At 64.5% G+C, this 19,726-nt stretch carries 16 protein-coding genes; 9 read left to right on the top strand and 7 right to left on the bottom strand.

What is annotated here, in order from left to right; all coding sequences use genetic code 11:
• Positions 1–12: 12 nt before the first annotated feature.
• Entirely contained in the window at positions 13–792 is a 780-nt protein-coding gene (locus ACQP2U_RS24080; RefSeq protein WP_433709555.1) for an enoyl-CoA hydratase/isomerase family protein, read from the bottom strand.
• 153 nt (positions 793–945) lie between these two features.
• Between ACQP2U_RS24080 and ACQP2U_RS24085 the strand changes: the two genes are divergently transcribed.
• Positions 946–1,728 carry a TetR/AcrR family transcriptional regulator gene (locus tag ACQP2U_RS24085; RefSeq protein ID WP_433709556.1) on the top strand — a complete coding sequence of 261 codons (783 nt, stop codon included), beginning with the start codon at positions 946–948 and terminating at the stop codon, positions 1,726–1,728.
• 78 nt (positions 1,729–1,806) lie between these two features.
• Positions 1,807–3,948 (top strand): acetate--CoA ligase family protein, encoded by a 2,142-nt coding sequence (locus tag ACQP2U_RS24090; RefSeq protein ID WP_433709557.1) that lies wholly within the window; start codon positions 1,807–1,809, stop codon positions 3,946–3,948.
• A 256-nt stretch (positions 3,949–4,204) separates the two neighbouring features.
• Here ACQP2U_RS24090 and ACQP2U_RS24095 read toward each other — a convergent pair whose 3' ends face one another.
• The gene (locus ACQP2U_RS24095) at positions 4,205–4,459 is read right to left on the bottom strand and encodes a hypothetical protein (RefSeq protein ID WP_433709558.1); all 255 of its coding nucleotides are present in this window, start codon (positions 4,457–4,459) and stop codon (positions 4,205–4,207) included.
• A 431-nt stretch (positions 4,460–4,890) separates the two neighbouring features.
• On the bottom strand, positions 4,891–6,246 hold the full coding sequence (locus ACQP2U_RS24100) for an amidase family protein (protein WP_433709559.1): 1,356 nt from the start codon (positions 6,244–6,246) through the stop codon (positions 4,891–4,893).
• 153 nt (positions 6,247–6,399) lie between these two features.
• Between ACQP2U_RS24100 and ACQP2U_RS24105 the strand changes: the two genes are divergently transcribed.
• Genes ACQP2U_RS24105 through ACQP2U_RS24115 form a run of 3 tightly spaced genes read left to right on the top strand, consistent with a single transcriptional unit; the run spans position 6,400 to position 9,015 of the window.
• Complete coding sequence (locus ACQP2U_RS24105; RefSeq protein WP_433709560.1) at positions 6,400–7,041, top strand: DUF1989 domain-containing protein; 642 nt, start codon at positions 6,400–6,402, stop codon at positions 7,039–7,041.
• On the top strand, positions 7,028–8,149 hold the full coding sequence (locus ACQP2U_RS24110) for an NADH:flavin oxidoreductase (protein ID WP_433709561.1): 1,122 nt from the start codon (positions 7,028–7,030) through the stop codon (positions 8,147–8,149). Before ACQP2U_RS24105 ends, ACQP2U_RS24110 begins: the two co-directional genes overlap by 14 nt.
• Complete coding sequence (locus ACQP2U_RS24115) at positions 8,125–9,015, top strand: polysaccharide deacetylase family protein (RefSeq protein ID WP_433709562.1); 891 nt, start codon at positions 8,125–8,127, stop codon at positions 9,013–9,015. The genes ACQP2U_RS24110 and ACQP2U_RS24115 overlap by 25 nt, the downstream gene beginning before the upstream one ends.
• A 163-nt stretch (positions 9,016–9,178) precedes the next feature.
• Here ACQP2U_RS24115 and ACQP2U_RS24120 read toward each other — a convergent pair whose 3' ends face one another.
• Complete coding sequence (locus ACQP2U_RS24120; protein ID WP_433709563.1) at positions 9,179–10,744, bottom strand: PucR family transcriptional regulator ligand-binding domain-containing protein; 1,566 nt, start codon at positions 10,742–10,744, stop codon at positions 9,179–9,181.
• A 106-nt stretch (positions 10,745–10,850) separates the two neighbouring features.
• Between ACQP2U_RS24120 and ACQP2U_RS24125 the strand changes: the two genes are divergently transcribed.
• A complete protein-coding gene (locus ACQP2U_RS24125) occupies positions 10,851–12,317 on the top strand; it encodes a purine-cytosine permease family protein (protein ID WP_433709564.1) in 1,467 nt (488 codons plus the stop codon).
• 515 nt (positions 12,318–12,832) lie between these two features.
• Positions 12,833–13,396: a hypothetical protein gene (locus ACQP2U_RS24130; RefSeq protein ID WP_433709565.1), complete on the top strand. Its 564-nt coding sequence runs from the start codon at positions 12,833–12,835 to the stop codon at positions 13,394–13,396.
• Here ACQP2U_RS24130 and ACQP2U_RS24135 read toward each other — a convergent pair.
• The 3 genes from ACQP2U_RS24135 to ACQP2U_RS24145 form a co-directional block, all read right to left on the bottom strand.
• Positions 13,335–15,023, bottom strand: a complete 1,689-nt coding sequence (locus tag ACQP2U_RS24135; RefSeq protein WP_433709566.1) for a hypothetical protein — start codon at positions 15,021–15,023, stop codon at positions 13,335–13,337. The two genes, ACQP2U_RS24130 and ACQP2U_RS24135, sit on opposite strands and share 62 nt — an antisense overlap.
• On the bottom strand, positions 15,020–15,373 hold the full coding sequence (locus tag ACQP2U_RS24140; RefSeq protein ID WP_433709567.1) for a hypothetical protein: 354 nt from the start codon (positions 15,371–15,373) through the stop codon (positions 15,020–15,022). The genes ACQP2U_RS24135 and ACQP2U_RS24140 overlap by 4 nt, the downstream gene beginning before the upstream one ends.
• Before the next feature lie 456 nt (positions 15,374–15,829).
• Positions 15,830–17,008 carry an acyl-CoA dehydrogenase family protein gene (locus ACQP2U_RS24145; protein WP_433709568.1) on the bottom strand — a complete coding sequence of 393 codons (1,179 nt, stop codon included), beginning with the start codon at positions 17,006–17,008 and terminating at the stop codon, positions 15,830–15,832.
• A 129-nt stretch (positions 17,009–17,137) separates the two neighbouring features.
• Between ACQP2U_RS24145 and ACQP2U_RS24150 the strand changes: the two genes are divergently transcribed.
• Together ACQP2U_RS24150 and ACQP2U_RS24155 are read left to right on the top strand one after the other, a co-directional pair.
• Positions 17,138–18,304: an acyl-CoA dehydrogenase family protein gene (locus ACQP2U_RS24150; protein ID WP_433709569.1), complete on the top strand. Its 1,167-nt coding sequence runs from the start codon at positions 17,138–17,140 to the stop codon at positions 18,302–18,304.
• A complete protein-coding gene (locus tag ACQP2U_RS24155) occupies positions 18,301–19,647 on the top strand; it encodes an alpha-amylase family protein (protein WP_433709570.1) in 1,347 nt (448 codons plus the stop codon). The genes ACQP2U_RS24150 and ACQP2U_RS24155 overlap by 4 nt, the downstream gene beginning before the upstream one ends.
• The last annotated feature ends 79 nt before the right edge of the window (positions 19,648–19,726 follow it).

Below are 19,726 nucleotides of genomic sequence, written 5' to 3' on the forward strand. Positions count from 1 at the left end.
ACATCCTCGCTGTCATCGTCCGATGAAATCCGGGGCCCGCCGCGCACGGACGGCGGCGACGCCCTCATGCCAATCGACGGTTTGCATCAGCCGCCGCTGTTCGCCACGTTCCCGGCCGACGACCGCACGCACCTCGGAAACCAGTGGGCGCCGCATCGTTTCCCGGATGGAGCGGACCGCCAGCGGCGCTGATCTGGCGATCTCGGCGGCGAAGGCATGTGCTCGCGCACGCAGCTCATCGGGCTCCACCAACCGATCGCACAGTCCGACGCGGAAAGCCTCGCCGCCACGCATCCGCCGCCCCGAATAGAGCAGATCGAGTGCCACCTGCTGACCGACGACCGCCGGCAACGTCACGCTGAGCCCGAATCCTTGGTGGAAGCCGAGCAGTGCGAAGTTCGCACTGAAGCGGCTGTCCTCTGAGGCGATCCGGAAATCGGCCGCCAGCGCCAGCCCGAGTCCTCCCCCGACCGCTGCCCCCTGGACCGCCGCCACGATCGGCAGTGGTTGCTCGAACAGACGCATAGCGATGTCGTAAATGTCGGGCCCTCCGCGTCGCCCGACCGGATCACTGTGTCCGAAATCCGCGCCCGCACAGAAGTTGCGGCCCTCGCTGCACAACACCACGGCCCGGCACTGATTCCCGGCGGCCAGTTCGTCGCAGGCATCGGCCAGCCGGCCGATGAGACCGACATCGAAGAAATTGCTTGGCGCTCTTCGGATCTCCACGGTTGCCACGTGGTCATCCCGCAGCACGACTGAAACATCTTGCGCTTTCGAACCGGCCGTCATTCCGACCACCCGCTCCTTCTACCGGCATCCAGATCATTTTTCGACATGATAGTCGAAAATCGACATACATGTCGATGACGCTGATAGAACCACCATCGTTCCCGCCGGATACGATGGACTGCCTTCGAGCAACCAGGAAGGCAGGGGAACCAGGTGAGCGAACCAACCGCCGACGGTCCAACCGATCAGGGCGGCGCGACAACCCGCCGCGCCGACGGCGAGGGTCCACGCACACGCGGCGGGTGGACCCCCTCGGGAACAGCAGCGAAACGCCGCGCCACCAGCGACGAGCACCGCAGACAGCGAAGCCAGCGCACACGCGAGGAGATCATCGTCGCGGCCCGGCGGGTATTCGAACGCGGCGGCTATCTCGATGTCGGCGTAGACGACATAGTGGCCGAGGCAGGAGTGGCGCGCGGCAGCTTCTACACCTATTTCCCGACCAAGCTCGAGGTGTTCAAGGTCCTGGCCGCCCGGGTTGGGCAGCAGATCCGCGACGCGGTTGGATTCCAGCCCGAGGACGCCGGATTGGATTCCATTGCGGCACTGAACCAATCACAGCGGCGATATATCGACGTTTACCGAGACAACGCCGGCATCTACGGGTTGATCGAGCAGCTCTCGACGATCGATGAACACCTGCACGAGATTCGTCTTACCAGTCGACGCAACCACGTCGAGCGTGTCGCCGAGCGGATTCGCCGATGGCAGCACCAAGGATTGGCAGACCCCACTGTTGACGCCGAGACCACCGCAGCCGCCCTCGTGTCGATGACGTCCAATTTCTGCTACTGGTGGTTCGTGGGCCAGGACCGCTACGACGAGGACCAGGCGGTAGCAACCATCAACATGCTGTGGGTACGCGCAGTGGATCTGCGACGGCGGCCCCGCCCAAGCTGGGTTACTCACGTCCGAAAAGAAGCGCCGACGAGCTAAGAGCAACCTTGCACAACAACGGGCGAAGCCTTGAAATCAAAATCGACATGCATGTCGATTAGGTTTACGATTCGTCGCATGACAGACGAAGCCGCAGGCAGCACCTTGCTGCACAAGCTGTTCTGGCCACAAAGCATCGCCATCATCGGCGCATCGGCATCGGAACGGTCACTGGCCGCGCGACCGTTGCACATCCTGCAGAAGAGCGGCTACGGGGGGCGGGTATATCCAGTCAATCCTCGACATCGCGAAATCCTGGAAACACCGTGCTATGACAGCGTCGCCGCATTGCCGGAGATCCCTGATCTGGCAGTGCTGGTGGTGAATGCCGAGACTGTTCCGGCAGCCGTCGAAGAGTGTGCGGCAAGCGGGATTTCGAACGTTGTCGTGATCAGTTCCGGCTTCGCCGAGAGCCACGACGGTGCACAGCGTCTGCGGAACCTCCACGACATTTTGCAGCGCTACCCGAAGGTCCGACTCGTGGGCCCGAACAGCGAGGGCTTCGTCAACACCTTCGGCAAGGTGCCGATCACGTTTTCCCCGGCAGCCGAGGACGGCCAAGATAATGATGGCCCGCCGGAAGGTCCCGTGGCCATCGTGGCGCAGTCGGGCGGTCTCGGCTTCGCCGTCTTCGCCGATGGACGCGCCCGGGGTCTGGGTTTCGGCTACGCCATCAGCACCGGAAACGAAGACGGTTTGACAGCTCTGGACTACGTCGACTACCTGGTCACCGAGCCTCGCATCGGAGTCATCACCGTATTTCTCGAAGGCCTCGCCGACGGCAGTCGACTGCGCCAGGTCGCCGCGGCGGCGGCGACTACACAGAAGCCGATCGTCGTCGCAAAGGCCGGTGCGTCAAGCGCCGGCCAGCGCGCCGCCGAATCACATACGGCGCGCCTGACCGGAAACGACGATGTCTACCGTGCGGTCTTCCGCCGGTGCGGAATAACGGTCGTCGAGGATCAGGAGGAACTGATCGATACAGCAATGGCCTTCGCGTGGGGCACACGGCCCGCAGGCAACCGGGTCGCCGTATTGACCTACTCGGGGGGCACCGGCGCCTGGACTGCGGATGCACTGGTTGCGGCAGGCTTCGAGGTACCAGCGCTGTCTCTCGACCTTCGCCAGCGAATCCAATCGCTGATGCCAGCGTACGGGTCGTCGGCGAATCCCGTCGATGTCACCGCGCAAGCCGCGCACTCCGGCACTCTGATGCCGATTCTCGAACTGATCGCAGACAGTGGCGAAGTCGATACGGTCGTCGTGGTTACTCCCCTGTCGAACACCGGATTGCTGCGACGCGACTGGTACACCTACCACAAACGGATTCGTGGTATCGGCATCCCGGTTCTGGTTCATGGATACACCAGACCTACCCAAGAAGCCATTGATCTACTTGCACGCCTGCGTATTCCGTGGTCGACCAGTTGCCAGCGGGCAGCGCGCGCATTGCGCTCGCTACGCGACTACGAGTTATTCCTCGAGAGCGCAGACGACGGAGCAGTTGTGGGTGTGGCCACGGTGCCGCATCCACCGGTGGGCGCGCCCGGGCAGTGGCCGGAATGGGAGGCGAAAGCGATACTTCGCAAGCAAGGTATTCCTGTCCCGGAAGGCCGGTTCGTACCGACCGCACACGGTATTTCGGCACTGCGCGACGCCGCGGAGCAGATCGGTTTTCCGGTGGTGCTCAAAGTCCAGTCGCGCACACTCGTACACAAGACCGATGTGGGCGCCATGGCCCTTGCACTACAGGATGTCGACGCCGTCGCCGATGCTGCACAACGGATCGCTGCCACCCTGCCCGAAACTGCCCCTGACCTGCGCGTCGATGGCTGGCTCATCGAACGAATGCACACCGTGCACGCGGAGATGATCGTCGGAGCGGTGCGCGATCCTGCCCTCGGCCCTGCTCTGGTGATCGGGTTCGGCGGTATCTATACAGAGATCTTGGCCGACACTGTGTGCCTGCCTCTGCCGCTGTCCGCGCCAGACGTCGCAGAAGGACTGCGCCGTTTGCGCGGAGCCGCTTTGCTCGACGGTGCGCGTGGCGGCCCAGCCGCCGATGTCGACGCGCTGATCGACGTGGTTGTTCGGATTGCCGATTTCGTTGCGGCACATCCTGAGATCGAGGGTCTCGACCTCAACCCGGTGTCGGTGGGGGCACAGGGGCAAGGAGCGATCGTGCTCGATGCATCGGGCACGATCGCTGCCACCGGCTGATCAGCGGCCTGCTCCGGGGTCTGTCGTCACGCAGAGGCCCGGAGGAAGAGGGTACTGATTAGCGTCGGCCGGTTCGAACTGTCGCCGCCTTTGTCTCACGATTCGATCCACCTATGGCACTGCTAGAAAGTTACTGCCGTAGGCTGCTGCAATCGAATGGCTGAGCCCGCCAGCATTGCAGATGTCCGCATTCAGGGGGCCCATCTCCGGTAATTGGCTTGTTAACCTAGTCCAGCCCAGCAGCGCGTGATCTGGATTAACGCGGCCCGTTATGGTCGGCCTGGGCCATCAGCCAAAGCATGCTGGGACGCAACAACCGGACAACCTCTGCGGGATCGGCGCTAGCGAGTTGGTCGGACTTCGTGAGGTGCCGGGAGACAATGACACCCACGGTGATGACATTGATAATCGCGGCTCGCAGGTCCGCGCGCTGGCGTGGCTGCGGCCCAGCAATACCCACTATTGGGAAGATTGCTCGAATCTGTTCGGGGCTAGTGGCAACATACGCCATAGACGGGCGATCATCGGTCGGCCCTATAAAGGCTGGCCTCGGCGCCAGCCATGCGGCGAGCTGGGCTTTGATCTGCTCGGCCAGCTGCCTGGAGTGACAGAGAGCGACCAGATCGTCGGCGTATCAGATCAGCACCGGGGAGTTGCGGTGCGCCGCAGCAGCTTTAGGGCTGATCCGGTCGAATCGGACTCCGGCGGCATGTTCCATCCCGTGATGGGAACAGGCCAGGCATTGATCTGGCGTGCACACCCCAGGATGCCCTTCCCGCCTATTTCAACCAGCCCTGCAATAGCAAGAACCGGTTCCCAGGCTCGTGCGGCCCTTCGCCGGTTAACGGGAGTCGATGCGCCGATGGTGGTCTGGGGCGTGGCCGCAATACGTCTCTGCCGGCGCACGGACGACGTGCCCCGCACCCGCCCGCAGCGGTGAGGTTACCCATGTCGTGCAGATTCGCCGCGCGGCGCTGCAGCCCTACCCGCGATGATGGGCTGTGTCCAGCTCGCATGGGCGAGCAATGCACTGTCGTGGCCGAGCGGCCGCGAAAGCAGCAGACCGGTAGCGGGCAGGGACCCCGAACCTGTTGCGGGGAGGCTGATTCCACAGGTGCCCAGGTAGCTGAGCACCATCGTGGTGCGCAGGGTGCTGGCGTTGGCGCTGTCGTAGTGGGCCGGGTCGGACCGGAGGTCGGCCAAACGCGGCGGCGCATGACGAACGGTGGGGCACAGTAGGGTCGCGTCGCCGAGTTCGGCGGCGAACTCGGCGCGCAGACCGGACATCGCCGCGTAGACGGGAGCTATGGAATCGAATGTGTGCATGTTGCTTTCGAGTCTGCGCCGGGTGGCGGGCTCGATCGGCATCGTCGAATCGAGGCGATGTCCGTGCAGTCGGAATGCCTCAGCACCGACGATGGTGCCGTCGCGGTCCATCAGTTCTTGGGCGGCCGCCAGCGCAGGCAGCTCGCGAACGCGGATATCAGCTCCGGCGGAACGCAATTCGGCGATCGCGTGGGCGAGGTCGGCGGCGATCGCGGATTCGGTGTCCTCCGTCCACTCACCGGCGGGGACGATAAATCGAGGTGGCAGCAAACGACTATCATTGCGAGCCGGGGCAAGCACGCGGTCGAGCTCGATGATGTCGTCCACGGTCATCGCGAAGACTCCGACACTGTCGAGTGTCGCGGACAGCGGCGCGAAGTCGTGCGGGCCGTAACGCCCCGGGCTGGCACGGTATCCGACGATCCCGCAGTAGGCGGCGGGTACGCGCACGGAGCCCGAGGTGTCGGTGCCGACCGCCAGCGGGACAATGCCGCGCGCCACGGCTACCGCCGATCCGGACGAGGAGCCGCCCGGAACCAGTTCGGGGTCGACGGGATTGGCGGGTGTCCCGAAACAGAGGTTGATCCCGAGTCCCGAGAAGGCGAACTCGCTGAGATTGGTCTTGCCGACGGTGACCAGTCCGCTGTCGTGGGCGCGCCGGATGAGATGGCTGTCCACGGCGGCGGATACGTCGTGGAGATGGCTGGCCGAGCCGCAAGTTGTGACAGTGCCCTGCATATCGAACACGTCCTTGCACGCGATGGGGACTCCGTCGAGCCAGCTGCGGGGGTTGCGGCGCAGCCGGCGGCGATCACTGGCCTCGGCTTGATAGCCCGCACGCTCGCCGGTGACGGTGATCATCACCGCGGCCGAATCCGGCTGCCGTGCACGCTCGATGGTGTCGGCGACCAGCTGCGCGGATGTCACTTCGCCGCGTGCGAGAGCCTCGGCCATGGCGGTGGCGGTGGTCATCGTGAGTCCATCCGATCGTCGGGTACGGAATGGTCGGATAGCACGCTACCGAGAGACATTCCCGCGTCGGCATGTACAAACATCCATTGAATCGACAGAAGGCTGTGCCCTCATCCATTATCTGGAGTGGCGGCTGTTCGATTGACTGATCGCATGACAGCGTTGAGCTATCCGGAGCCCGTCACCATACCGGCCAGACAGGCTCGTTCGGTGACCTTGCGCGCCGGCGAGCGTTTACGGATCACCGACGTCGATGGTGGCCAGGTCGGGGACGTGTTCGCCTATAACGCCCACGACATCACCGAGCACCACAGTGCCGCACACACCCGCACTCACACCCGCAGGCTGTTTCCCGCGCTCGGCGAATCCTTCGTGACCAATCGGCGTCGCCCGATCCTCACCTATCTGGCCGACACCTCACCGGGTGTGCACGACATGCTTATCGCCGCCTGCGACCCGGAACGCTATGCGGCATACGGCGATCCGACTCACGACAATTGCGCCGACAATCTGCGGCGGACCATGTCCGAGCTGGGACACCGTGGACTGCCGTGCATTCCGCAGCCGATCAACATTTTCATGCGCATCCCGGTCGGCGCGGACGAGAGCCTGACCTGGCTCGCGGCCGCTACCGCGCCTGGGGACGCGATCACCCTCCGAGCCGAAATGGACTGCCTCGTGGTCGTTTCGGCCTGCCCGCAGGACCACAACCCCATCAACGGGGCCGGACCCACCCCACTTGCGATGACCATCCTCCCCCCGATTACCGAGGAGACCACCGATGACCACCACTGAACTGGCGCACCCGGCGCTGGAGCCGTTCGACCTCGGCACCCTGGCGCTGCGCAACAGATTCGCCGTCGCACCGATGACGCGGATCTCCGCCGAACCCGACGGCACCCCCACGGCACAGATGGCCGAGTACTACCGCGATTATGCGGGGGGCGGATTCGGCCTGATCATCACCGAGGGCATCTACCCGGATCCCGCTCACAGCCAGGGCTACTTCAATCAGCCCGGTCTGGTCACCGAGCGGCATATCGCGGGATGGCGTGCGGTGGTCGATGCCGTGCACGCAGCCGGCGCTCCGATCGTCGCGCAATTGATGCACGCCGGGGCCATCTCACAGGGAAATGCCTACGGGTTCGAGACCATCGGACCGTCGGCTGTCCAGCCGCGCGGGCAAATGATGCCCGATTACGGCGGAGTCGGCGGAGCCTGGAACGTGCCCCGCGAAATGACCGCGCGCGATATCGACGATGTCGTCACGGGTTTCGTCGCGGCTGCCGAGAACGCCCGGCAGGCGGGCTTCGACGGGGTCGAAATCCATGCGGCCAACGGCTATCTGCTCGACCAGTTCCTCACCGACTACACAAACCAGCGCACCGACGAGTACGGCGGGCCCGTCGAGAACCGCATCCGCCTGACCGCGCGCGTGCTTCGAGCCCTACGCGAAGCTCTCGGAAAGTTCCCGATCGGCGTCCGGCTCTCGCAGACCAAGGTCAACGACTTCACCTACCGCTGGCCAGGCGCCGAAGCCGACGCGCAGATCGTCTTCGCCGCCGTCGCCGACGCCACCTACTTGCACATTGCCAGTGAGGGCCGGAATTTCCTGGAGACCGCGCAATTCCCCAATGGCGCGACCATTACCCAGCTGGCCCGTGACTTGTCCGGCCGCCCGGTCATCGCCAATGGTGGCATGCACGCCCTGCCCCAAGCCGCCGATGTGCTGACCGGTGGACATGCCGATGTGCTGTCGCTGGGTACAGGTGCTCTCGCGAATCCGGACCTGCCGCGCCGGGTCGAGACCGGGTCCGAACTCGCGCCGTTCGACCATGAGATGCTGCACCCCATGGCCACCCTGGACTGTGCCGCGGCATGGCGCGCGCGAAACAGCGAATGAACGACCGGCACTGGACCCGCGGCGCAGCGGCGGTCGCGACGCTGACCTTCGACGTCGACGCGGAGACGCCCATTCTCGCGGCGGGACGCCACTACGCCGACCAGCCAATGGTGATGTCGCATCAGTCCTACGGTCCGGATGTGGGTGTGCCGCGGATCCTCGATCTGCTCGACCGAATGGCCGTTCCCGCGACGTTCTTCCTGCCGGGCTGGGTAGCAGAGCAGCGTCCAGGTCTGGCCCGGTCGATCGTCGATCGTGGGCACGAGGTCGCGCATCACTCCTACAGTCACAGGCCGCCCACCTCGCTGCCCGCTGGTGGTGAACGCGCGGATTTTGAGCGCGCACTCGACGTTTTCGCGGCGCAGGGCATCGAGATCGCCGGTCATCGCGCGGCGATGTGGAGCGCCAGCCGCGAAACCCTGAGCCTGGTGGCGGAATACGGGCTCACCTACGACTCCTCATTGATGGGTGACGACCGGCCCTATCTCGTGGACAGCGCGCACGGGCCGGTCGCGGAGTTGCCCGTGCACTGGTCACTCGACGACTGGGAGCAGTACGCGTACCTGCCCGACCCGCGCATCGGATCGGTCATCGAATCACCGGTCAAGGTCGAACAGACGTGGCGCGCCGAACTCGACGGCATGCGCCACTACGGCTGTCTGTTCAACGTGTGCATGCACCCGTTCCTCACCGGGCGGCCGGGCCGAATCATGGCCCTGCGCAACCTCATCGGTTACGCCAAAGAGTGCGGTGACGTGATCTTCGCCCGCTGCCGCGACGTGGCGGCATGGGCGCGAGCCGACGCGCAGACCCCGACCCGCCCGCTGCCGACCTACGACGTGGATCCGGCCGTGTATCCGAACTGAGCCCGCGCATCACATCGCCCCGACTGCCGTATCGCCGTGCGATCCGATCACCGCTCGCTGAGCTGTGTCGCATTCGGAACATCGATGGACTACTGCCCTCGTCATTCCGGGCGCAATCGCCATTGCTGTGTGCGGCACTGCCCGGTCAGCGCGTTGCCGCACGTCACGCGGTGGCCGGGCCGGTGGTTTCGGCTGCCATGGCCAAGAACAGGTCGACGGTGTCCCCGAGGCGATTGACGTTGCGGCCGGTCAGCTCAGTGATCCGGGCCATGCGGTTGCGCAGGGTGTTGACGTGCACGTGCAAGGCTGCCGCCGTGACCGCCCACTGGCCGTCGTTAGCGAGGAAGATGCGCAGGGTGTGTTCGAGTTCGGTGTGGGCACGGGTGTCGTGGTCGCGGATGACGCCGAGTACTTGATCCGAAAACCGTCGCAGGACTTGCTCATCGAGTAGACCGAGCAGCATCCGGAAGGTCGCGATGTCGGCGAAACTCGCGGTGTCCGGGCCATCCTGGGCGCGCAGCACCTGGCAGACCTCCCTGGCGCGTACCAGCGGTTCCCGCAGGGCGCCGACGTCGGCGGCGAGCTCGCCCAGCCCGATGACGATCCGGCCTCCGGGCACCCGCCTGCGGATCTGCGCGGACAGCTCACCGGCGAACCGCGCCAACTCCCCGGCCGTGCGCTCCCACGGACAGATGGCCACCACATCACGGCTGCCCGCGGTGGCGAACGCGGGTATGCCGTGGGCGGCGAAGAACGCGCCGACCGCGGTGGCGATGTCATCGGGCGGTGTGTCGGCGACCGGCGCGAGTGCGAACACACCCAGCGGCCGATCCGATGCCACGCCGTAGGCGCGCAGCCGCCGACTCACCTCACCGCTGCGGCGCGGCCCGGACAGGATCATCTCCAGTAGCTCGGCGGCGAAACGCGCCTCGATGGCATGCACTGCTTGTTGTTTGGTCACCTCCAAACTAAGGAAGCGCGCAGCCTGAGCCAGCGCCTCCCGGTCCGCCGCGACGAGTTTCGCGGCCGGTTCCAGGCAGTAGAGCCCGGCGTCGATCTCCCCCATCGCCCCCTCGATGAGATAGAGCGCCGAGGGCCCGGAGCCCAGCAGCTCGACCTCGATCGGCGGTGGCCTGCGGTTGAGCGCGGCGGCCGCCAGCCGCACCTGCTCATCGGTCGGCTCGCAGCCGATACTAGCCAGGCAGCGGCCCTTGCGGTCGACCATCAGGAGCGGCAATTCCGTTTCACCGCGCAGGATTTCGAGCACACCGACCGCGCCGCCGCCGCGCGATAGCGCCGTGGCCAGGGCGTCCCCGCGATGCACGGTCGCGATCAATTCCGCCTGCAGCACCTCGTTCTGGATTCGCGCGGCGGCCCGAGTGAGCGCGGCGAACGGCACCCCGATACACAGTTCGATCAGCGGCAGCCCGCGGGAAAGACACAATGCGGGGAGCTCTTCGGGCAGCGCGGCAGTCTGGGCCGTCAAGCCGAAAACCAGTCCGGCCGCGCCCGCGCGGGCGAGCGCGTCCACGAACCGATCCGCCGGGACGTGCGCCAGCCATAGACCGTTGGTCAACACGAGCTCGCCGGGCCGGACGTACGGCGACGGGTCGGGCAGCTCGGTGGTGTGCAGCCAGCGTATCTCCGTGGCGAGGGACTCGGTGAGTTCGGGCGTCACCACACGGAGTCCGAGAGCGGCATCTGCGACGAGTCGGCTAATGGTCAACACCTGGCCGAATATACATGCCTGACCAGCAATTGATGGATAAAGATCCATTCACCGCCGACTGCTCGCATGCTTCTATGAGGTAGATCACTACCGAAAGAGGGAAGTCATGTCATCCCCGCAACCTCCCGGCACCGCAACCGTCGCAACCGACACCACCGGCGATACCGGCGATACCGGCGTCCGATTCGACGCTCACGGCGTGCTGCCCATTCCCGACCGTGAACGCGACTGCTCCCCCTGGGAACTGTTCTGGATCTGGTGCGGCGCGAATATCGCACCCATCAACTGGGTGCTCGGCGCACTCGGAATCACCCTCGGGCTCAGTCTGTTCGAAACACTGATCGTCGTCGTAGTCGGAAACCTGTTCGGCTGCATGGTGTTCGGCCTGTTCAATGTCATCGGCCACCGGACCGCCGTCAATCAGATGGTGCTCGGGCGCTCGGCCTTCGGGATCACCGGAGCCATACTTCCCGCACTGGTACAGGGTCTGCTGACGATGGCGTGGGTCGGCGTGAACACCTGGATCGTGCTCGATCTCGTATTGGCCGTTCTCGACCAGATCGGCATCCGGGGCGCGGGAGAGCTGAAAATCGTTGTAGCACTTGTCATCATGGCGGTGCAACTAGCCCTCGCACTGTACGGGTTCTACGCGATCCGCGCCTTCGAGAAGTACACCGTGCCACTCACCATCGTGGTCATGGTGGTGATGACGATGGTGGCGCTGGCCCGGACGCACCTGGACTGGACCGCCGCCACGGCGGCCACACCCGGTGCGAAACTCACCGCCATAACCCAACTCGTCACCGCCATCGGTGTCGGCTGGGGGCTGACGTGGATTCCCTATGCCGCGGACTACAGCCGCTTCGCCCGCCCGAAGCTGCGCAACCGCACCGTGTTCTGGGCATCTGCGGCCGGAATGTATCTGCCCACCGTCTGGCTCGCGGCCCTCGGCGCCTGCCTGGCGAGCGCGGGCGGCGGCAATGACCCGTCCAGCCTCGTCGTCGGCGCATTCGGCGCGCTCGCGGTACCGGTGCTGTTGCTGATCATGCACGGCCCGATCGCGACCAACATCCTCAACCTGTACTCGTGTTCGCTGGCGGCTTTGACCATCGGCATCCGTATCGCCCGGTGGAAGATCACGGCCTTCGCCGGCGTGGTCGCGTCCATGGTCTTGGCCGTATTCATCAACTCGTCCAGCTTCGCGAACGCCTTCGACAACTGGATGGTGTCGATCCTGATGTGGATCAGCCCATGGATGTCCATCTTGCTCGTCGATTACTTCCTGGTACGCCGCCACACCTTCTCGGTTCCCGAGCTCTACCGCGACGCGACCACTTCGGTCTATGGCAAGTTCAACACGCAAGGTCTGGTCAGCCTCGCGGCCGGTCTGCTCGCCGGTTGGTCCTGGCAGTACGGCATGGTCTCCGCCATGCAGGGTCCGGTGGCGAAAGCCTTGGGCAACACCGATTTCTCCTGGTTGTCCGGAAGCCTCGTCGCCGCCGGCCTCTACACCATCCTGACCGTCGCGTCCGCCGCTCGCCGCCCCAACGGTGAACCCACCGTGAAGCTTTGATTCCAAGGATGGGCCGCGGGCACAGACCGGCGGTCGGCATCCTGTCCACCAACACAGCCGAAACCGAATTCGGCCCTCCTATCTGCGAGTTCACTCGCATCGAGCGACATCGTGTCGCAACGGCACTGCTGGACGTCGGAGCATAGGCTAACCAACAGTCGATGAGTTCCTGACTGCTCCGACTTCCCTAACTTCTCCCGATCCGGCCTGGACCTGGGCCATCCTGTGCGTCTTCGGCACCGAATCCTTCCCTGAAACAACATCGGCGCGGCCGATCGAAACGTGGCGCGGCCGACGGTTCCTCACTGTGAGTGAAGGCAAGGAGGCGTGGGCGGCTCTGGCGACAGTGCGTGATCTGCGGGCTCCAGCGACCGACGACGAGATCGCGGCCTTCGAGACCGACGTGCGCTATCCGGGTTCGTGCTGGCTCGTGCGTCTGCCGGGCTGGTGGACTCCACGATCCGCAACGACGTCAATAACCTTGAGCTGGTTCGGGATTGGTTCGGGCGCCCGTTGTGCGAGATGCAGCCGGCGATGCCGACACCTATTTCGGGAAGGTGCTGCGGTCGGCGAAGCCGTCGACGCGGACCGGCCGCGCCGCCGCCCTGACGGTGTTCTTACACTTCCTGGAGCTGCGGCACAAGGTCGAGCTGCACAACCTCACCGGCCGTGTCGTCGAATGCCCGCTCGACGAGATCAACAGGCCGCGTGGATCGGTGGAACCGCAATTGCGGATTCCACCGACGGCCGGGGAGATCGAGCAGTTCCCTCGCCGAGGAGGGGCGGAGTTCGATTCCCAGCGGCTCGAGGAGCTGGCGGGCCGTTTCGCCACGGTGCAGGCGCGCCGCCGGGGATGCGGTTTGAAGGCTATCGTGACGACCCCGGCGAGCACGGCCGCCATAGCCGCAACGGCAACAACCGCCACTGCCCCCAACTCCCAGGGTCGTCACGCGCCGAAATCCAACAAAGTTGCCAGATGGAATATGCGGCAACAGTGGGCCGATGCGGCACCCACACTCACTGGGGGACTTGCACCTCGTACGGTCTCGGCATGCCGCCGTCCGGAGAGTCGGAAGTGACCTCGCCCATCTCGCCGTCGACGAACTGCTGGGTGGTTACCCACTGAGTGCGGCCCCATGGATTGTAGACCTCGAGTTCATCGCCCTGGGCACCGACGATCACCAGTTGGTGGGCCGATGTCACGTCGTACGGTTCTGGGCGGTGATGCGGAATCGAATGGTCGTATTCGGTGTGCGTGCCGACCACTTCGGTGTGCGTGCCGACCACGTCGACCGGCACCGGCTTGCCGGCCGCGGCTGCGGCCTGCACGCCCGGCAGCGCAGCTTCCCGGTCCGCCTGACTGTCCAGCGACTTGATCTGGTAGTCACCGCCCGTGGAGGGAGCGAGCAACCGCGCATCCAGCATCGTTTGACCTTGGGTGCCTATACCGTTGGTATTGTTGGGTTTCGCCACCCCGTCCGCCGTCTGGCCATCGTAATAGTTCTGCAGGTAGAGCTTCTGCAGCCGGGCGTGTACCGCATCGGTGCCGTCGTCGCCGACCTTTGAGCCGTCGACCGCAACGGGCCCTTGGCCGGTGGTGACGCCCAGCATTCGAACGGGATCACGGCTCAGGCTCGCGACAGTTGTCGAGGCGGCAACGCAGTCATCGTAACCGCCCTGAGAATAGTAGGCGTAGCCGCCGTGCGCGCCGGGGCCGACCGGGTACCAATTGACGCCACCGTAGCTCAGAATCTGTGCATTGTTTGCGCCGGGAGTGGTATTGAGATCTCTGACCATGGGATCGAGGTGCTTGTTCAGCCACGCGGGATCGTTGCCGTGTGGGTGGATGACCTGATCGAACGCGGCGATGTCGCCCGCGCTGTAACCAGCGCTCAATGCCTTCCACAGGTATCCGGCTTCCGCCAGCGATTGGGCGCCGGCCAGCAACTTCTCGAACGCCGCGCGGTCGGCGGCGGACATGGAGTCGAGTCGTAACGAACCCTGCGTCAGCGCAGTCGGATCGAGCACTCCCGGGTTCGCATAGGTCAAGGTGACGGCGGTGAGGGGGTCCACATTGTGGGTGGTGAGTTGGTTGATGCGGGCATTTGCTGCCGACTTGTTCAACGCGGCGATCGCGTCGTGCGCGGCGCCCGCGGCCAGCTGAGCGGCTCCGATCATGTCCTGACATCCCGATTTGGCCGCGTGCAAAGCTCCGGGAAGCTCGCTATTCGCAAAGTCACCGAATCGAGCCATGTATGCCGGTTGCGGAAACGACAACCTAGCGAGAGCGTCGTTCAGCTGTTTGCGGCCCTGACCGTCGCGTTTCTGCGCATCGCTCAAGTGCCCCACCCAGGTGCTCAGGGCGGTATGACCGTCGTCGAACCCGTTCGAGATGTTCATACTCTGCATACCCACCGCCCGGAGGGCCTGCGCCGCGGATTCGGCTCCAGCGCCTCGCCATGCGGTGGGCAGTGCGTTCTCCACCACATGACCCATGTCTGTCAGGGCGAGATCGGTTGTGCTCACGGCGGCCTTGTACGTCTCCACTCGAGCGCCCGCGATTCCGACGTCACCCGCCGGAGCGGGCACCTTCAGGGCAGCATTGATCAGCCCGCGCAGGAACGCAGGGGTGCAGTATGTTCCGGATATCTGGTCGAGCTGGTCCCGTATTTGCTGTAGGGCCGACACCTCGGTCGCGGCGCTCATGGCTGCAGGTCATGCATCGCGTGGGAGACAACCGTGCCGCCTTGCTGGTCGGTGTGCTCGAGATTCGTCGCGGCGGCAGGCAGCAGATGCACCATCGCATCCAAGGCTTCCGTTGCGGACTTCGCTTCCAAGCTCCAAGCCGAGTGGAACGCCGCCAACGCCTGCCCGATGGGGCCGAAGTCGGCCACGGGGCTTGCGGTCAGCGGGCTGTTCGCTGCCACCACATCGGACATCCGGTTATGTGCGCTGGCGACACCTGCGACCGCAGTCGGATATGTGGACGGGTCGTACCACAGCGAGGTCGTTCCGGCAGTGTCACTTCCGTCCGGGGGATCTGGCGGGGGCAGCATGGTGTTCTTCCTAACGGTGCGCAGGGGAACCAATCTATTCGCCTGGAGAACGGAGACATCCGCCATAACACCGAGATTGCAACGGCCGGTCCGGCCCTGTCGATGGTGACGGCTAACCAACACAGGCGGCTGGGATGCCTTTGGCGCGCGACGCGGCGACCCCGGGGTGCGCGGGGGCGCCTGTCCCGACACAGTTCCGTCCCGGTCGGGACGGATTCGGGCCACGCCGAGCTGAACGATGACTCCCGATACGTGATTTCTTCTTCGACAAGCAATATCGAACATTCGGACTTGGCCGGTGGGTATCGACGTCCTCCGAACACGAAAGGAGCCCCGGCGAGGGCTTCAAGACCACGGCGTGCCACCGGGACCAAGCACACCGATCAGTGGCCATTCTCGGCGGCCACGAATTTCGTTACTCGCCTGACTCCGGTCACCACCCGTCCCAAACCCCGGTCAGAGCAGGCCACGTCGCGAAACCGCCCATGGGACATCGCGATCCAGCCGTGGTTCCTTGGGCAAACCAAGCACCTGTTCACCGAGGACGTTCAATTGCACCTCATCGGTGCCACCCATGAGCGACATCGACGGGGCCGTGAGAAAATCCCGATCACCGCCCGACCCACTCACCATCCCGGCCGCACCCGACGCATCCTTGATCAACTCGGCGCGAGCCTTGAAAACCCTGGTCTGACGCAACTTTCCGCCCGACGCCGCCGCTCCCATTCCCGTTCCAGTCGCGGCCCGTATGGCCGTCCAAGCGGCAACCCGCTCGAGGACGTAGACCCGCATAGCGCGGTCGCGGACAACCGGATCGGACAGTGCACCGTCGGCGGCCAGTGCCTGCAGCCACTCGGGCTCGCGGCGGCCACTGTCGCGGTGTGCGCTAGAGCGCGCCGCAGCCATCGCCGTACGTTCGTTGGCCAGCACGGTCATTGCCACGGTCCAGCCTGCGCCCACCTCACCGATTCGCCAGGCATCCGGCACTACCGCACCGGTGACGAAGATTTCGTTGAACCGCGCATCACCGTTCATCTGCCGGAGTGGACGCACCTCGACCCCAGGATCGTGCATGTCGATGACGAACATCGTCATGCCCTGATGCTTCGGCAGGTCGGGCGTCGTTCGCGCGAGGCAGAGACCCCAATCGGCATAGGCGGCGCGGCTGGTCCAGATCTTCTGACCATCCAACCGCCAAGTTGCGCCGAAACGCTCCGCCCGTAAGGAGATATTGGCCAGGTCCGAACCGGCTTCGGGTTCGGAGAACATCTGGCAGAAGATCTCATCCCCTCGGGATATCGGCGGCAACCATTTCGCACACTGTTCAGGCGTGCCATGGGTAAGGATGGTCGGTCCCACGATGCCGGTGCCGATGCCGAACGCGTACAGCTCCGGCGGTCGTGGTCGATGCCGCACGACGGTCGCCCGAATCTGTCGGGCACGTGCCGGCGAAGCATCACATCCGCCGTATTCGGCCGGCCACGTCGGGGTGCTCCATCCCCGGGCTGCCAGTCGTCGCAGCCATGCCCGGCCGGGTGACAGTTCGTTCTCGTAGCCGATCTTGGGCACGAAATTCCCTCGTGGCACGGCATCCGCGAACAGTGCCGCGGCCATGGTGTCCAGATCCTCGATCACAGTCTCTTCCTTTCCTGGATCCGGGTAGTCACGTGATCCACTATCCACTTTATCGACATGCATGTCGAAAACACATAGACTCGGACCGAGATCATCCCCGGACGTGGGTCCCGACTGAAAGGGAAACCCGTGGTATTCGGCAGTTTCAGCGACGAGCACGATGCACTGCGCACGGAAGTCCGTCGATTCCTCACGGCCAAGTCACCCGAACCGGAAGTTCGTCGCCTGATGGCCACCGCCGAGGGATATGACCCGGCCGTCTGGGACCAGATGAGCAAACAACTCGAGCTCCAATCACTGGCCATCCCCGAGCAGTACGGCGGATCTGGCTTCTCCTACGTCGAACTGGCCATCGTGATGGAGGAGATGGGTGCCGCCCTGCTGTGCGCGCCGTACTTCGCCAGTGCAGTGCTCGCCGCCAATGCACTTCTGACCTCCGACGACGAGACCGCCAAACACGATCTGCTGCCAGGTATTGCCCGCGGCACCACCATCGCCACGCTGGCCATCGCTGAGGACAAGGGCCAATGGTCGGTCGACGCCGTCGAACTCACCGCAACGCACAGCGAAGAAGACTGGATCCTCAACGGACACAAGAGCTTTGTCATCGACGGACACACCGCCGATCTCATCCTTGCCGTAGGGCGCAGTGACGCGGGTCTGTCTCTGTTCGCAGTTGCGGGCGGCGCCCCCGGCCTGCAACGCAGCCCCCTGCAGACCATGGACGAGACCCGCAAGCAGGCCCGCCTGGTCTTCACCAATACCCCTGCGCGACTCATCGGGACTGCAGGCAACGCCGCGGCCGGCGTGAAGAAAACTCTCGAACTCGCGGTGGTCGCCCTCGCCGCCGAACAGGTGGGGGGCACTCGGCACTGTCTCGAAAGCTCGGTCGACTACGCCAAGACCCGCATCCAATTCGGACGGCCGATCGGTAGTTTCCAGGCAATCAAGCACAAGTGCGCCGATATGCTCGTGGACCTCGAGTCGGCACGGTCAGCGGCCTACTACGCCGCGTGGGCTGCCGCCGAGGATTCCGACGAACTGGCTACTGCGGCAGCGATGGCAAAGTCGTTCTGTTCGGAGACCTACTTTCGTGCCGCCGCGGAGAATATCCAGATCCACGGCGGTCTCGGCTTCACCTGGGAACACGACGCCCACCTTTACTACAAACGCGGCAAGTCTTCAGAGCTACTGCTCGGATCCCCCGCCTATCACCGCGAACTGCTGGCCGCACGGGTCGAAGCCGATGCCACAGGAATTCAGAAGTCGAGTCCAGCTGTCAGCTCGAGCCGGTGACCTCGGCCCACCCTCCGGAGAGGCGATCAGGCACAGCGTGGCACGACCATGTCCTGTGGTGGCATCTACATCCCCTCACCTTTACCGGCGCCGAGCCCGCGGCACTACCTGAAGCAGCCGCCCCGATCCCCCGCCTCGACCAGCTCCACTCATGGTTGGATTACCTGATCGAACTGGGATGCAACGGCCTAGCGCTTGGTCCTGTATTCGCCAGTGCGACTCATGGATACGACACCATCGACCACTTCCGCATCGACTCACGACTCGGGTCGGAGGCCGAATTCCTCGCTCTCGTCCAGGCCTGTCGTCAGCGCGGTATCCGGGTCCTGCTCGACGGGGTATTCAATCATGTCGGTCGCGAATTCCCTGCCTTCCAGGACGTGGTAGTGCACAGGGCCGCCTCGCGCTATGCGTCCTGGTTTCGCGTGGACTTCGATGAACACGCACCCGACGGATTCAACTATGTCGACTTCGAGGGTCATCGAAACCTCGTCGCGCTCAACCATTGCGAACCAGCGATTGCCGATTACGTCTGCGAAGTGATGAGATATTGGCTCGAGCGTGGCATCGACGGATGGCGGCTCGATGCAGCCTACGCGGTCCCGGCACCGTTCTGGCGCACCGTCATCAACCGCGTCGCCGCCCAGTTCCCATACGCCATGCTGGTCGGCGAGGTCATTCACGGCGACTACCGCGCCTTCGTACACGACGGCGGCCTCGATACCGTCACCCAGTACGAGTTGTGGAAGGCGATCTGGGGCAGCCTCAATGACCGCAACTTCTTCGAACTCGCCTGGTCAATCAACCGGCACAACGATTTCGCTCGCGCCTTCCTACCGCTGACATTTGTGGGCAACCACGATGTCACCAGAATCGCCAGTCGTCTCAACCATCCGCAGCACCTCGGCCACGCTCTTGTTGTGCTATTCACCCTCGCCGGGCACCCCAGCATCTATGCCGGTGATGAGCAAGCCTTCCGCGGCGTCAAATATGACCGCCTTGGAGGAGACGACGAGATACGGCCCGAATTCCCCACCGCACCAGCAGCTCTCCCCGCACACGGCTGGCCGACCTACCGCCTCCATCAGAAACTCATCAGCCTGCGCAGAACCCACCCCTGGCTGAACCGCTGCCGCGTCGAGATCTGCCACCTCACCAACAGACAGATCGCTTACACCGCAACCGATCCCGACTCCGATTCCCAGCTGACTGTTCTACTCAACATCGACGAGTCCAGATCCGAATTCCCGTTATCGACTCTGCCGTCGAGTTGCTTGCTCGCCAGCGATGACAGTCCGCCTACGAGAACGGTCGAAGCCCACGGGTGGGCCATCCTTCAATGACTGAGAGCCCTCGATTAAGGCCCGGGAATCCGGAAGCTCGCCCCAGCCCCAAAGTAAAACAACCGTCGGTTGACGGGGT

The sequence above is a fragment of the Nocardia sp. CA-084685 genome (assembly GCF_050955785.1).
Classification (GTDB): Bacteria; Actinomycetota; Actinomycetes; order Mycobacteriales; family Mycobacteriaceae; genus Nocardia.